The organism is Photobacterium satsumensis (assembly GCF_050336935.1).
GTDB classification, from domain to species: domain Bacteria; phylum Pseudomonadota; class Gammaproteobacteria; order Enterobacterales; family Vibrionaceae; genus Photobacterium; species Photobacterium satsumensis.
Genome location: NZ_JAKJSK010000006.1, coordinates 2,433,910 through 2,449,047 on the forward strand (window position 1 = coordinate 2,433,910; position 15,138 = coordinate 2,449,047).

Consider the following 15,138-nt stretch of genomic DNA (forward strand, 5'->3'; position numbering starts at 1 on the left):
ATTACTATGGCAGAAGTCGTACTTCGCGAGGTAGAAAAAGTCTATCCGAATGGATTTAAAGCAGTAAAAGGGGTCGACCTTACAATTAAAGAAGGCGAATTTATGGTCTTTGTCGGCCCGTCAGGCTGTGCCAAATCCACGACGTTACGGATGATTGCCGGTCTCGAGGAGATCACCGGCGGTAACATCATGATTGGTGACAAGCGGGTTAATGATCTGCCACCCAAAGATCGCGGTATCGCAATGGTGTTCCAGAACTATGCGCTTTATCCCCATATGACGGTTTACGACAACATGGCATTTGGCTTGAAACAACAGAAGTTGGATCGACACAAGATCGACCGCCGTATCCGTGAAGCGGCTGAAACATTGGAGATCACCCACCTGCTCAACAACAAGCCGGGCGAAATGTCCGGCGGCCAGCGCCAGCGAGTGGCGCTTGGCCGAGCCATGGTAAGGAAACCGGATGTCTTTTTGTTCGATGAGCCGTTGTCCAATCTGGATGCCAAGCTGCGGGTATCAACGCGGGTCAGTATCGCCCAGTTGCACAATGATCTGAAAGCCGAGGGGCAGACGGCGACCATGATTTACGTCACCCATGATCAGGTCGAGGCCATGACGTTGGGTGACCGGATCTGTGTATTGAATCAAGGTCAGGTGATGCAGGTCGATACGCCGATGAACCTGTATCAATACCCGGCCAACAAGTTCGTCGCCGGGTTCATTGGCTCGCCTGCTATGAATATGATCAAGGCGGATGTCTCGCTTGAGTCAGGTAATCTTTTCCTTCAGCCGGAGAACGGCCCTAAGCTACTGCTACCAGCGGATAAGGCAAGTAAAGTGATGGGCAAGGTTGGCCAGCAAGTCTGGTTTGGCCTGCGTCCTGAGCATATCAGTGTGGTTGAAGAGCAAGAGATCGCTGGTTCGACCCAAGACATTGAACTGAAAACGATCAATGTAGTGGAGTCGATGGGGAATGAACTTTACCTCTATTTCAATATTGGCGAGGCTAAGCTAGTGGCGCGGGTGCCATTTAACCCGCAGCAAGCAATTAGCCATGGCGAGTTGAAACCACTGCACTTTGATATGTCACACTGCCATCTTTTTGATATCGAAACAGAAGAATCACTACTGTAAGCTTTCCTGCTAGAGCCCATTTGTATATCTAAAGCGCCTCTCGTGAGGCGCTTTCCTGGATGTTATTTTACCGTGTGTTCTCCCTTGCCAAATCAGGTTCGCCACTGTTTTCTAACATGATTTTCCTCGCGGTATTACGAAGTGCGAGTGTTGCCTGCCAATCACTTCCTTCTGGGTGGAGCAGGGGGCTGATAATGACGTCAATATCTCCCTTGCGTGGAAACAGTGACTTATCCCGTAAAATTGAGCGGGTGCCTTTAAGGGTAACAGGGAGAATTGGGATCTGCTTTTCGACCGAAATTTGAAACGCACCGAGATGAAAGTCATGCAGGCCTGCCATTCGATATAACGTACCTTCGGGGAATATAGTCAGTGGCCTTGGGTTGTCGGCAAACGCGGCCAACTGCCGGCTATCAGTGAGGCTTTTCTGGGTATCGAAGCGCTCAACAAAATGGGTACCCAATTTTTCGAGGAAAATGCGAGCAAAAACGTTGTTTTTGAGCTCCGACTTGGCGACAAACTGATGCTCTTTACCGGTCGCTGCCAGCAGCACGAGGCCGTCAAGGTAGCTGGCATGGTTAACAATAACCAGATATGGCGAGTCGTCGGCAGGGAGATGCTCGATGCCCGTTATCGTCAGTTTGGTACCCGTTAGCTTGATGAGCGATCGGGCGCCCCAGCGAGCAACGGACCAGCATGTTGATTTTGCAGCCGATGTGTTTGAGGGTAACAGCGCGACCAACAGCCAAACCGGTGGCGTGAGGAGAGCCATGATAAGCCACATGTAGCTGGCAAACCCCCAGTCGAGAGCAAGTCGCTTGAAGCGTAATAATGCAGGCTTGGCACTGGACAGGAACAAACGGGTCGCTTGCCACCATACGGCGCGTTGTGGGGCACTAAGCTTGTTTTCCTCAAACAGGGTTTTACACGCTGAGCGGCGGATTTTGCCGCTGGAGGTTTTGGGTACAGTATGGGGAGGGCAGAGCTCGACCACATCTGTGGGGATCCCGAGTAGATTGAAGGACAGGTTCTGTATCTCATCCCTTAACTGCTGCTTCTTTTGGTCATCTTCCAATTTGGTTTCGGCCAGCACAACCAGTTGCTCGGTGCCCGTTTTAGGGTTGGCACTGGCAAACACCGCAATACAGCCTTTACGAATGCCGTCCAATTGGCTGATGGCCGATTCCAGCTCTTGCGGGTAGATGTTACGGCCTGCTTTGATAATAATGTCTTTGACTCGGCCGGTGAGAAACAGCTCGCCTTCCATCGTCAGGGCGCGGTCACCGGTTCTGAGCCATTCACCGTGGTGTAATTCAGTAGTCTTTTCTGGGGCGCGGTAGTAGCCCGACGTGGATGAAGGGCCTTTGAATTCTAACTCGCCTTCTTGGCGTTCGGGTAATTCCCGCCCTTGGCTATCGACAATACGGATCTGGTGCCCCGGCAGCGGGTGTCCCAGACCTATCAGTGGGATACTGTGTTCGAGTAAGTCATTGATATCTTGCTCTTGTTTCGGTTCGCTTTCATCAATGTTAACGGCTTTACCCGAGTTCATTACCGCTTTACCTGAGTTCATCATGGCTTGCCGATCCACCCATTCCACTCTTGGGGTACGGGTTTTGAGCGGGAACGTCAATCCGACTGAAGATTCCGCAAGCCCATAGACAGGAGTCATCGCTTCAGGGGAAAAACCATAGTCTTGATAGCGCTGGGTGAACGCTTTCATTGTTGCCGGGCTAATGGGCTCTGCGCCATTCCAGCAATGCCTTACCGAGGAAAGATCTAAGCCTTCCAAGTCCGCATCGGCAATCTTATTGACACACAGCTCGTAGGCAAAATTGGGGGCGGCAGTGATCGTTCCCCGGTGGTGGTGCAGTGCCCATAACCACCGCTTGGGCTGGGTAAGGAAGTTGAGCGGCGACATAATAACCAAAGGGATCGCATGATATAGGCTGCCGAACCAAGCGCCAATCAAACCCATGTCATGATAGACCGGCAGCCAACTGACGAACACATCATCAGAAGTGGCCCCGACGGCTTTGCCCATAGCCCGAATATTGGCAAGTAGGTTGGCGTGGGTAAGCTTTACCCCTTTCGGAACACCGGTGCTGCCAGATGTATATTGCAAAAAGGCAATGTCATTAGGCTGGGCTTGCCCTATTTGCTGCTGCTCGGAAGAGACGGATTCAGCAGACAGGGTTTCAATCTCTTCCGCTGTGACAATATGTTGCAATGCAGGCACATGGAGCTTGAGCAAAGTAGAGAGGCCTTTGGCCTGCTCTACAGTGATCAGTAATTTCGTTTCGGCATTCTGTAAGATCTTGCTGTGCCTGACCAGGTGATCTTCTATTTGCGATGGCCGTGCTGGTGGATAGATCGGTACAGGAATCGCCCTTGATAGTAATATCCCGAAGAAGCAGTAAAAATAGGCGTTACATGTAGGTAGCATGATCGCCACGGTATCGCCGGGACCGATATCGAGATCTTGCAGACGACAAGCGATGACTTTTGCCTTCTGGTAAAGCGTTTGGTAACTGATGGATTCGACATTGTCGGCATCTTGATACACGTACAGGTGGGGACGATCGCCATGTTGATCGACATGCCAACGAAGAAGATCCTGCAATGTATCAACCTTATCGGGGTAATTGGATGCCAAAGGTAGCTCAATTCGTTCCGCTGAGGTTTTTACCGCAGTGGGGTGCTGTTCTGCATTAAAAATAGCATTGAGCAAATCTCGGGGCGTTTCGATATCTGCCAGTGTTTGCGTGGGAAGGGTAAGGGCAAACTGTTGTTCGGTGCGTTGGATCAGTTCGGCTCTGGCTAAGCTGTCGAGCCCCAGATCTTGGTCGAGCTTGCTATCAAGGTGGACTGTGCTGCTATCGAAATTGTCAGGGGTGACTTCGCTCGTTAGCTCTGTCACTAAGCCAAGTAATGAATGGGCAGCCTGTTTGGGATCGGAGTAGGAAGGGGGATTCTGGCTTTCCATGGGCTACCCTTTTTGTTGTTATGGTGCCTAAAGTGTAGCCAAAATCGGCATTAATGCTGTTAAATGTATGAAAAGTGTGGCAATGTGCACACTCGGTATCGATGTCTGTCGATAATCGCTAGAGCATCGATACCTCATGGTGTCATAACGTGATTTTGTTCATCTACGCATTGCTGGCTATCTTGCTCAACATGGCCTTATTTTCCTCAAGCCATTGAGCATAGCTTTGTGGCTGACGCCCTGTCAGCGTCTCGAAGGCTTGGCTGCTACCATCGGAAAATGCGCCGCGGGCGTGTTGATCCATGGTGGTCACTAGCGCAACAATGCCTTCCGGAAGACCGAAAGATTCCAGTTGTGCTTTCAACTCTTCATCTGACTGGTGGATCACCTGGACATTGAGCCCTAGCGCCTGGTTGATCTGGGCGGCCATTTCCTCGGTGGTCAGGGATTCCGGGCCGTTGAGTGTCAGGGTCTGCTTACCCGCTTCACCTTTAACCAAAGAGGCCGCTGCCGCGTAGGCGAGATCTCGACGACTGATCTGGGCTGACTTGCCTTGTTTGGCTGCTGTTAACCACGTTTGGCTTTGTAGTGTGCTCGCGAAAAACTCAGCCAAGTTCTCGAAATACCAGTTATTGCGCAGTACCGTCCAGTTGCTAATTTGGCTGTCAGCGATGGCTTTTTCAGTGGCTTCATGCTCAAACGCAAATACCACCGGTGAGCTATCAGCTGCTGGCATAGAGGTGTACGAAAGGTGCTTGATGCCGACGTTGTCTGCAGCAAGTACAGCATTACGATGCAGTTCGCTACGCTGCCCGATGGCATCAATACTGATCAGCAGCATGTTGTCAGCACCAGTTAAGGCTTTTTCTAATGACGCCGGGTCTGAAAAGTCAGCTTCACGAACATCGACACCAAGCTCTGCCAACTGGGCAAGACTTGCAGCGCTGCGAGTGGTAGCAATAAGCTGGTTAGCCGGAACATTGAAATCATTTAAAAGAAATTCAATAACTTGTTTGCCAAGCTTACCTGATGCGCCTGTGATGAGTAGTTTACGATCTGACATGGTGTCTCTCCTGATAGTGATGTCTTTGGCTTGTATTGGCGGTTAATGCCGCTTGTTGCCGTTGGTTATCACTATATCGTTTACTCTTTGATTGATAATTAGCGTAGCGGTAAACTTATTGTTTAGGGTGGCTAAACAATGGTGCGATTATGGGTATCTCACTCGATGACATGATGGTGTTTGCTGTGGTTGTGGAGCAGCAATCTTTTACTAAAGCTGCGGATATATTAGGCCTTGGCAAGGCGAGGGTATCGCAGGTGGTGTCGCGACTGGAATTGGATCTGGATACAAGGTTGCTTAACCGGACAACCCGTTCTTTGTCATTGACTGAGGCTGGCACGCTGTATTACCAAAAGTGCAAAGAAATCCAAGATATAGCCCAAATGGCTAATACAGAAGTGCAGCTCGACACGGACGAGCCCAGTGGTTTGATACGCATTTCAACACCGCTTGGTAGCCGCGAACTGGTCAAACAGTTGAGTCACTTTTTGACGCTTTACCCAAAAATCAGCCTGGATATTATCGAAAGCGATGGCTATCAAGATCTCACGGAAGAGCGCTGTGATATTGCGATTCGTGCCTCAACGGCATTGGCTGATTCCAGTCTGTACGCAATAAAGATTGGTGAGTTTACCGACATGCTGTGCGCTTCAAAGAGCTATCTTGAGCGCTTCCCGCCGGTGAAAGACGTTAACGATTTAGCCGATATGAGCTGGTTCAGCCATGCCATTGTCCATGGACGCAAACATTTGGTACTCAATAATGGCCAAGGCCAAACAACAGTATTGAATAAAGAGCCAGCATTGTCGGTGCGCACAACCTCAATGCTAAGGGATTTCGTCCTTACAGGGGAAGGCTTTGCCATAATGCCAAGCTTTGTCATTGAAAATGAGTTGGAATCAGGGCAGATCACCCGGTTATTACCGCAGTTGCATGGTGTTACAGTGTCGCTTTATGCGGTTTACCAGCACAAAGCACTGATGCCTAAGAAAGTCAGGGCATTGATCGATTTTTTAAAATCGAACCCGCTATCGTCACCGGTATAAAGCGCCCAACTGTGTTTATCATTTCGATAACTTTGCAGAATTAAGCCGCCACAAAAACACCGTGGCGGCTTATATTGGTCCTCTTTTATTTAACCGAAGCGTGAACAGATTTAATTAACATTCCTTCATCAGCGTTTTGGCTTGTCGATATAAAGTGGAGGTAGCTAACGCCATTTGGACTGGTATTATTAATTTTAAGTCTTTCTACGAATTTACCATCTAGTAAGACTCGAGTCGTCGAGTTTTTCTTCACACCATTCCAATCTAAGCTAAGGGTATACCAACGGTTTGCTTCAAGTTCATGTTCGCCAATTTTCTTTCCTGGTGCGACATTTAATGTATATACAGCATAGTGCGCAGTTGTTTCATCAACAGCATTGAACAGACGATCAGTGAGGCTGATTTGAGTACCGCCACTGTATTCATTTAACATGAAGCGAATATCAACTCGACCGTTCTTTCCATTCGGGAAATTCCAAGTCGCACCGCCTTTTTCATAATTAAGGTCATTGTCGATATGAATTAGCTCCGAATCACTGACTCTCTTAATTTGCAGCGCTTTATGTTCTGGCTTATCGATAAGATCGACAAGGTGAGACGATGGTTTACGATCGTAACTGACGTGGCCTCTTACCTCCGGGATATAGCTATGAACGGTCCAATTTTCTAGGTCGTTTTCAAAATGGTCACTTCGCTCTTTTTCGTAAAGCCAGCGCGTATCCATAATCATTAAACGGCGATGTTCTTTATGTTGCCCAACTGAAATAAGAACGCGATGCTCATCCAATTCGACAAATTCACTTTGCTGTTTACCCCGATCACCCTGACCTTCAAAGAGTGCATAATCGTCTCTATTGCGATGTTCATCTAGGATGAGCTCTCGAAATCCAGTCCATGTTTTACCATCATTGTTAGAGATTGCTGCATGGTGAGAATCACGATTGGTAAATACATCTTCCCACATATCATCTTGGGTTCCCTTATGTTCAGGCAAGGGCATCGTATTTGTCCAAAGTGCGAGTAAACGCCCATCCTTCAAGCGGCCAATAGTTGGCATCGTCAAAGTACCGAAAAAACGTGAAGGCTGTGATTCTGTCCATGTATCACCATAGTCTGACGAGAACGCCTCGTAGTACTGGTCTTGAGAGGTACGAACAAGAATCCAAAGGCGTCCGTCTCTAAGCTCTACAATAGAACCTTCAACGCCACTATTACGCCATCGCACACCTTGGTGGATCTCGTCTTTTTCATGCGGTGGTGCTGAGATTATATCTTGAGAAGGGCGCCAAGTTAGACCGCCATCATCTGAAATATGTAATGTTGTGCCTACGCGCATATCATGTGATGGAATTAAAATACGTTGACCATTATTAACGAAAGTCGGATTACGCATGATGCCGCCAAGGGTCAAGTAGTTCTCTTTGTCACTTTGCTCCCAGTTATAGTCAAGTTGGCCATCTTTAGTCACAGCGCCCCACTCGCCATCAAGCCCTCCACTGGAAATAAAAACGTAGCCATTGATTGGCTGTACTCGAATATATTCTCCAGTATTTGGGTTAGGGACTATAGCTGGTGACTCAATCGGAATCCCGCCAAAGTTAGGTGGGTAAGATGCTGACGCCAAGCTTTCTTGCCACGTAAGGCCATTATCGTTACTGATCAGCATTTTACGGCCATCGTAACCTTCCCCACCATTATAGTGGCGAATTTCATTCTCACTTGCGCGTACTAATCCTCTTCCTGCATCGGCGGGAGGAACACCCACTACCTGTGGCGGTTGGATATCTTCAATATTTGCCAAAACGGCCTGTGGTAAAAACAGCAGTAGCATTATAAATTTATGTAACTTCATTTTTTCTCCTGATATAGAACAAAATAACGTAATTATTTAGACAGCTGTTAAGATTGTTAACTGCCCTATAGGTAGGGCATGAGTTTTTATTGTTTTTATTTTTACGATAGATTGAGTTATTAACCATGTTTACTTTTCATGAACGATGATATTTGAGCTATAGGCAAGTACCGACCTAGGCTCTTATATCTGGAGGTGGCTGTGAGTCCACCTCTCTATATACGTTAAATTCTTGAGCACAAATAAGCCCCTATAAGGCAGCAAACAAGTTTTCATTAATGAAATCAAACTCCAAGAAAGTGGCGGTGTGAAGAGTATGGCTCCATTATGCGTTTGTGGAGTTATGCTTCAATATGCAAATGTCAAAATGTAGCTTTGCTTCACTCTTTTGTGATTGGCAGTTGAAAGAAATGAGATGTTGACCTAAGTAATTTACGCAACAAAAGTAGAGTGGTGTGGAGAGGAATAGTTGGCCATTGTGTTGTAGCCATAATTGACCTTGAGATAGAAAAGTCACTCGAGATTGCCCAATAGCGTTTAACACGCAAAGGTGTTATTTTCTCGCTATACCTACGATCTATGATTCATGATGAAGCCGAGTATTACAATCAGCCTGCCGTCCCTGGCGCATAAAATCACAACCGCCGGTATTTCAGAAATCAATTCTGTCATCGCGCCGTATGGTTGTATTGTGAAACGGATTCGCCGCAGCCGGAATTACGTCCTTATCGGCACATATAAAGATCTGGTAACGGCAAGGCCTGCATTTGGCCAACTCGTTGACTCCAAACATTGTTTGAAGTGGCAGCGAGTCTACCAAAGCTATCTCGCCGGCCTGCATCAGCTTGGCGAGGCAAGTGAATCGGCGACGTATGAAATAAAGAATTTCACGGCCTCTCTTGGCAAAACAGACCGAAGCTTCTTACTTGAGAAACTTGCAGAAATTGGTATCGATGCTAAACGAAAAGCAAACCAACGGCATTTAGAATTCGCTGGTGGACTGGCGAAGCTAAACGCCCTACAGTCCATACTACAGAGTGCTACTAGCGAACCTCTAGTCGGTATCGGAAAATCAATTCACAAACGTCTTTCGACGTATAACGATATAGAGAACCTAGGTTTCGACTACGGTAAGACAGAGAAGCCGCGCACTCTACTCTCCTATGTTGTCGATAACCCTGCAAATACCGTTGCCGAGTTATGCTTTCTGACAAACTGCTCGACAGCGGATGCCAGAAAAGCGTTAGATGATTACTTCGAACTCTAGTTTTGTCGCCGTTTAGTGCAATTCAGTCTTCAATGCCTATTAAGATAGTATTTTGCTAGAAAACGCGCATAATCTTGCTATACAACACTCAAAGAAGACATTATCTATGACTGATTTTCAATATTACTTTCACCAACTTCCTTGTTTTAACTGTAAAAAAACCACAGTAAGCACTGATCTTGGTTGGTTAACGCCTGCAATGAAAGAGGATGTCCTAGCGCAAGTGGCTGCGATTATCGAGCAAGGCAACGTTGAACCAGATCTTTCAGTGAACGTGACTTGTACTAAAGACGAAGCGCGTGATTACTTATTGCTGAATTTCTACGGCTACCCAGAAGAAGAACTAGCGAATCAAGTTGAAGCGGACGATGAGCAAGAAGTAGCGGATGAAATAGCAGAGCTACTGGCAGAAGGTAACGATACCGCAGTCTTTGAGCATGAAATCGCACTACAAAGTTGTACTGACTGCGACATTGACTAAGCGTCAAACCAAGCGTAATCACTAAACTTTGTTCATCATGTATAACATGATGTTCTATTTGTTTAAGTATTTAAGGCGTTAGCAGAGTAGAGTTTGCTAACGCCTTTGTTATGAGGGTTGGTTTAACTTAACTAGCTAATACTAGTGAGTTAAGACCTATTTTAGATCAAAGCGGTCGGCGTTCATGACTTTCACCCATGCGTTGACAAAGTCAGTGACGAACTTCTCCTTGGCATCGTCTTGGGCGTAGACTTCAGCAATAGCACGAAGTTGAGAGTTCGAGCCAAACACCAAGTCCACACGGGTCGCGCTCCATTTCTTCTCTCCAGTCGCTCGGTCTGTACCTAGGTAAGCACTGTTGTTAGGACACACTGGTTTCCATTCTGTTGCCATATCCACAAGGTTGATGAAGAAGTCGTTGCTTAGCACGCCAACTTTATCGGTCAATACGCCATGTGCTGTATTGTTGTGGTTTGCGCCTAGTACACGTAGGCCACCAATAAGTACTGTCATCTCTGGTGCTGATAGGCCAAGTAGTTGTGCTTTATCAAGCAGCATCTCTTCAGCTGGAACTGAGAACAGTTTCTTAGCAAAGTTACGGAAACCGTCAGCTTCAGGTTCTAATACCGCAAACGACTCTTCATCAATTTGCTCTGCGGTTGCGTCTACACGGCCTGCTGAGAATGGTACCTCTACATCAAAACCACCGTCTTTCGCTGCTTTCTCGATAGCAACGTTACCAGCCAGTACAATTAGGTCGGCGATGGATACGCCACGCTCACCGGTATTAAAGTTAGCCTGAATGCCTTCTAAAACAGCCAGTACTTTATTCAGCTGATCTGGCTGGTTTGCTTCCCAGTTTCTTTGTGGTGATAAACGAATGTGTGCACCGTTTGCCCCACCACGGTAGTCTGAACCACGGTAAGTTGAAGCACTAGACCAAGCTGTAAATACTAGCTCAGAAACGCTGAGTTCTGAGTCAAGAACCGCCTGTTTCAGCTTAGCAACATCACTACTTGAAAGAGCAGCAAAGCTGGCTTGTGGCAGTGGGTCTTGCCAAATCATATCTTCTGACGGTGATTCTTCACCGATGTAGCGGCTCTTCGGGCCCATATCGCGGTGCGTCAATTTAAACCAAGCACGGGCAAAAGCATCCGCAAATTGATCAGGGTTCTCATGGAAGCGTTTTGAAATTGGACCGTAGATTGGGTCCATACGCATGGCCATATCAGCGGTCGTCATGATGGTTTTCACTTTCTGAGAGGCATCATGTGCTTTAGGCGCCATATGTTCTTCATCGACACCAATCGCTTCCCACTGCCAAGCGCCAGCTGGACTCTTCACGAGATCCCAGTTGTAGCCAAACAGCATATCGAAGTAACCGTTATCCCATACGATAGGGTTTGGTGTCCAAGCGCCTTCAATACCAGACGTCGTTGTATCATCACCTTTACCTGTGCCAAAGCTGTTCTTCCAGCCAAAGCCCATTTCTTCTAGCGGTGCTGCTTCTGGCTCTGGTCCCATCTCTTCTTCAGAACCTGCGCCGTGCGTCTTACCAAACGTGTGACCACCAGCAACGAGTGCTACGGTTTCTTCATCGTCCATACCCATACGAGCAAAGGTATCGCGGATATCGCGGCCCGAAGCCAGTATGCTAGGGTCACCATTCGGACCCTCTGGGTTGACGTAGATCAAGCCCATTTGCACAGCGGCCAATGGCTTTTCTAGGTCTCGGTCACCCGAGTAACGCTCATCACCAAGCCATTCGCTTTCAGCACCCCAGTAGATGTCTTCTTCTGGTTCCCAAATATCGGCGCGGCCACCTGAAAAACCAAAGGTTTTCAGCCCCATGGATTCGAGGGCAACGTTACCGGCAAGGATAAATAGGTCTGCCCAAGATAGGTTATTGCCATATTTCTGTTTTACTGGCCACAGTAGGCGACGAGCTTTGTCTAGGTTGCCATTATCTGGCCAGCTATTTAGAGGTGCAAAGCGCTGGTTACCTGTGTTTGCGCCGCCGCGACCATCTGAAGTACGGTATGTCCCTGCTGCGTGCCATGCCATACGGATCATAAATGGGCCGTAATGGCCATAGTCTGCAGGCCACCAATCTTGAGAGTCGGTCATGAGTGCTTCAAGGTCTGCTTTCACTGCTTTTAGGTTCAGCGCTTTGAAGGCTTCTGGGTAATTAAAGTCTTCACCTAGAGGGTTTGATTTTTTGTCATTCTGATGCAGTATTTTCAGGTTCAATTGGTTTGGCCACCAATCAACATTTTTAGTTGCTTTTCCGCCTAGGGTTGTATTCCCACCATGCATTACTGGACATTTACCCGTCGTACTTTTTTGACCATTACTCATAATGAACTCCTTGTCTGCCAGCAATCAGTGCGGCAGTCGATATGTTTGGAAAACTCTGTATGAATATAGCGATAAAGAGAAAAGGTTACAGACGGTTGTATCGATAGTTGTGATAGAGCGGACCTATCTAAGCGTTTACTGAATGGTTAATTGATTTTTATCAAAGTGTTACGTTACTTCTATGGATAAAAGAAACCCTGCCTGGCGGGTCGCAGAGGCAGGGTCGGTATGAGAGTAAAGAGAGTGAATTACGCTTGTTTTAACTCAACCTCTTCGGCGATAAACCCACCGGTTTGGTGCTCCCATAGTTGGGCATAGATACCGTGGTGATCCAATAGCTCCTGATGGGTACCCTGTTCGACAACTTCGCCTTTATCTAGCACGATCAGGCGATCCATCGCGGCGATAGTGGATAGGCGGTGGGCAATGGCGATAACGGTCTTGCCTTCCATCAGCTGGTATAGACTTTCTTGAATCGCCGCTTCAACCTCTGAGTCAAGGGCGGAGGTTGCCTCATCAAGGATCAGGATCGGTGCATCTTTCAGTAATACCCGGGAGATCGCAACGCGTTGGCGCTGACCACCAGAGAGTTTCACCCCTCGCTCGCCCACTTGTGCGTCGTAACCGACATTGCCATGGGGATCGCTGAGAGTTTCTATGAACTCGTGAGCGTGAGCCTGTTTGGTAGCGCTGAGCAACTCTTCTTCTGTCGCATCGGGACGACCGTAAAGGATATTTTCACGGATAGAACGATGTAGCAGAGAGGTATCCTGAGTCACCATGCCTATTTGGCCTCGTAGCGAATCTTGGGTGACATCGGAAATTGTTTGGCCGTCAATTTTGATGGCTCCAGACTCCACATCATGAAAGCGCATTAACAGATTGACCAGGGTAGACTTACCGGCACCTGAGCGGCCAATCAAGCCGATTTTCTCACCCGGTTTGATGTTGAGGTTGAGCTTTTCGAGCACTCCTTTTCCTTCACCGTAGTGGAAGCTGACATCATTAAACTCAATGCCACCTTTGGCTACGTCCAAGGCTGGCGCGTTAGGCTTATCTACGATGTCGACCGGTTTGGATAAGGTTTTCATACCATCAACCACAGTACCGAGGTTTTCGAACAGGCTGCCGACTTCCCACATGATCCACTTGGACATGCCGTTAATGCGCAGTGCCAAGCTAACCGCAATGGCGATAGCGCCGATGGAAATGGCCGCACTCGACCATAGCCAGATAGACATACCGGCAATGATAAAGACCAACAGGTAGTTGATTGCTTCAACAGAAATATTAAAGCCGGTCACAAAACGCATCTGACGGTATACGGTATCCATGAAACCGCTCATACCTTGCTCGGCGTATTCGGTTTCACGGTTAGTATGGGAGAACAGCTTCACGGTGGAAATGTTGGTATAGCTGTCGACAATACGGCCGGTCATCATTGAACGGGCGTCGGCCTGCTCAGTGGCAACCGCTTTGAGTTTTGGTACGAAGTAAAGTTGTATGCCGATATACGCCGCCAGCCAAAGCAGCATAGGGAGCATCAACCTGGCATCTGATTGGCCAATCATCACCACCATTGAGGTGAAGTAGACGGTGATGTAGACCAGCACATCGAGCAACTTCATCACGGTTTCCCTTACCGCGAGGGAAGTTTGCATCACCTTGGTGGCTATCCGGCCCGCAAACTCATCTTGGTAGAAGGAAACACTCTGGCGTAGCAGGTAGCGGTGTGCCAGCCAGCGGATTGACATTGGATAGTTGCCCAGCAAGGTTTGATGGACAACCAGCGAGTGCAGGGTGATCAGGATAGGGACAACAATCACCACCAATAGCCCCATGCCCAATAACTTTCCACCTTCCTCAGCCCAGAAGGTGTCTGGATTATGTACGGTTAGCCAGTCTACCAGTTGTCCCATAAAGCCGAATAAGGCGACTTCAACAATGGCAATCAGTGCACTGAGAACCGACATGGCAAGCAATGGCAGTTCAAACCCACGGGTATAGTGGCGGCAGAAAGCGAATAACCCCTGTGGTGGTGGTTCAGGCTCATGAGGCGGAAAGGCCTTGGCGAGCTTTTCGAAACGTTTGTACATAAATTGATGGTTCCAGTCTGGCAGATGTGTTTGGCAAAATAGCTCTATCGAAGACTATAGCTCTGGGACGCTATGACTTGGTGCTCGATGGCTTGGCAGGCATAGTGATAATAGAAACCAGAGCGATATCACGACAGGAAAAAGAATGTGCAGAAATATACCCGTGCTCGGGTATATAGCCAAGTAACTTCAAGGGTATACACACTATGGTCACTGATTGTACATTTATGCAACTAAGAGGTTAAGACTTAATTCTCTCTTAATCTTGCCTAATCCTGTTTTTTTTCCTATGAGCTTTGCTGTGGGGGGAAGTGAACTATGGTCGATATTAAGATTAAGGAATAGGAAGAAAGTACTGTGAAAATTATGGAAATAACAGCCGAGCAAACATTGCCTATACGACATCAGGTATTGTGGCCGGATCAGAGTGTTGAGTTTTGCCGGGTGCCTGATGATGCTGATGGGCGACATTACGGGGTCTATGATGGTGACGCTTTGGTGTGCGTGGCATCGGTATTTATCTCTGGGGATCAAGCAAGGCTGAGGAAGTTCGCTACATTGCCTGAGTATCAAGGTAAGGGAATAGGTACGGCGGTTATTGAATACATCTTAACCGAGCTAAAGACAAACAACGTTCGCTGCTTTTGGTGTGACGCCCGGGAGTCGGCTGGTGGCTTTTACCACCGCTTTGGCATGGCACCTGAAGGTGAGCGGTTTTACAAAGGTGATGTTCCTTACTTTAAAATGGCAATGATACTGACATAGTAGCCACCTAGACTAGATGTTACCGGTAACTAGTGCTTTAATATATTCAGTTTTAATAGCTTCAAGCTCTGATCGCTCAACGACCCA

The 15,138-nt window shown here is 47.8% G+C and carries 10 protein-coding genes; 5 read left to right on the top strand and 5 right to left on the bottom strand.

What is annotated here, in order from left to right; all coding sequences use genetic code 11:
• Positions 1-6: 6 nt before the first annotated feature.
• Positions 7-1,137 carry an ABC transporter ATP-binding protein gene (locus tag L4D79_RS10980; protein ID WP_428651256.1) on the top strand — a complete coding sequence of 377 codons (1,131 nt, stop codon included), beginning with the start codon at positions 7-9 and terminating at the stop codon, positions 1,135-1,137.
• Between the two features lie 67 nt (positions 1,138-1,204).
• Here the strand turns inward: L4D79_RS10980 and L4D79_RS10985 are convergent, their stop codons facing one another.
• On the bottom strand, positions 1,205-4,123 hold the full coding sequence (locus tag L4D79_RS10985) for an AMP-binding protein (RefSeq protein ID WP_428651259.1): 2,919 nt from the start codon (positions 4,121-4,123) through the stop codon (positions 1,205-1,207).
• Between the two features lie 163 nt (positions 4,124-4,286).
• Positions 4,287-5,186 carry an SDR family oxidoreductase gene (locus L4D79_RS10990; protein ID WP_428651262.1) on the bottom strand — a complete coding sequence of 300 codons (900 nt, stop codon included), beginning with the start codon at positions 5,184-5,186 and terminating at the stop codon, positions 4,287-4,289.
• A gap of 149 nt (positions 5,187-5,335) precedes the next feature.
• Here L4D79_RS10990 and L4D79_RS10995 point away from each other — a divergent pair, with 149 nt between their 5' ends.
• A complete protein-coding gene (locus tag L4D79_RS10995; RefSeq protein ID WP_428651265.1) occupies positions 5,336-6,232 on the top strand; it encodes a LysR family transcriptional regulator in 897 nt (298 codons plus the stop codon).
• 85 nt (positions 6,233-6,317) lie between these two features.
• Here the strand turns inward: L4D79_RS10995 and L4D79_RS11000 are convergent, their stop codons facing one another.
• Positions 6,318-8,084 (bottom strand): sialidase family protein, encoded by a 1,767-nt coding sequence (locus L4D79_RS11000; RefSeq protein WP_428651268.1) that lies wholly within the window; start codon positions 8,082-8,084, stop codon positions 6,318-6,320.
• Positions 8,085-8,673: 589 nt separating this feature from the next.
• Here L4D79_RS11000 and L4D79_RS11005 point away from each other — a divergent pair.
• Together L4D79_RS11005 and L4D79_RS11010 are read left to right on the top strand one after the other, a co-directional pair.
• Positions 8,674-9,351, top strand: a complete 678-nt coding sequence (locus L4D79_RS11005) for a ribosome recycling factor family protein (RefSeq protein ID WP_428651762.1) — start codon at positions 8,674-8,676, stop codon at positions 9,349-9,351.
• A 106-nt stretch (positions 9,352-9,457) separates the two neighbouring features.
• Positions 9,458-9,832 carry a hypothetical protein gene (locus L4D79_RS11010; protein WP_428651271.1) on the top strand — a complete coding sequence of 125 codons (375 nt, stop codon included), beginning with the start codon at positions 9,458-9,460 and terminating at the stop codon, positions 9,830-9,832.
• Between the two features lie 156 nt (positions 9,833-9,988).
• Here the strand turns inward: L4D79_RS11010 and katG are convergent, their stop codons facing one another.
• A complete protein-coding gene (katG, locus tag L4D79_RS11015) occupies positions 9,989-12,190 on the bottom strand; it encodes a catalase/peroxidase HPI (RefSeq protein WP_428651273.1) in 2,202 nt (733 codons plus the stop codon).
• A 248-nt stretch (positions 12,191-12,438) separates the two neighbouring features.
• Positions 12,439-14,286 carry an ABC transporter ATP-binding protein gene (locus tag L4D79_RS11020; protein ID WP_428651276.1) on the bottom strand — a complete coding sequence of 616 codons (1,848 nt, stop codon included), beginning with the start codon at positions 14,284-14,286 and terminating at the stop codon, positions 12,439-12,441.
• 357 nt (positions 14,287-14,643) lie between these two features.
• Here L4D79_RS11020 and L4D79_RS11025 point away from each other — a divergent pair, with 357 nt between their 5' ends.
• Complete coding sequence (locus L4D79_RS11025; protein ID WP_428651279.1) at positions 14,644-15,051, top strand: GNAT family N-acetyltransferase; 408 nt, start codon at positions 14,644-14,646, stop codon at positions 15,049-15,051.
• Positions 15,052-15,138: the final 87 nt, after the last annotated feature.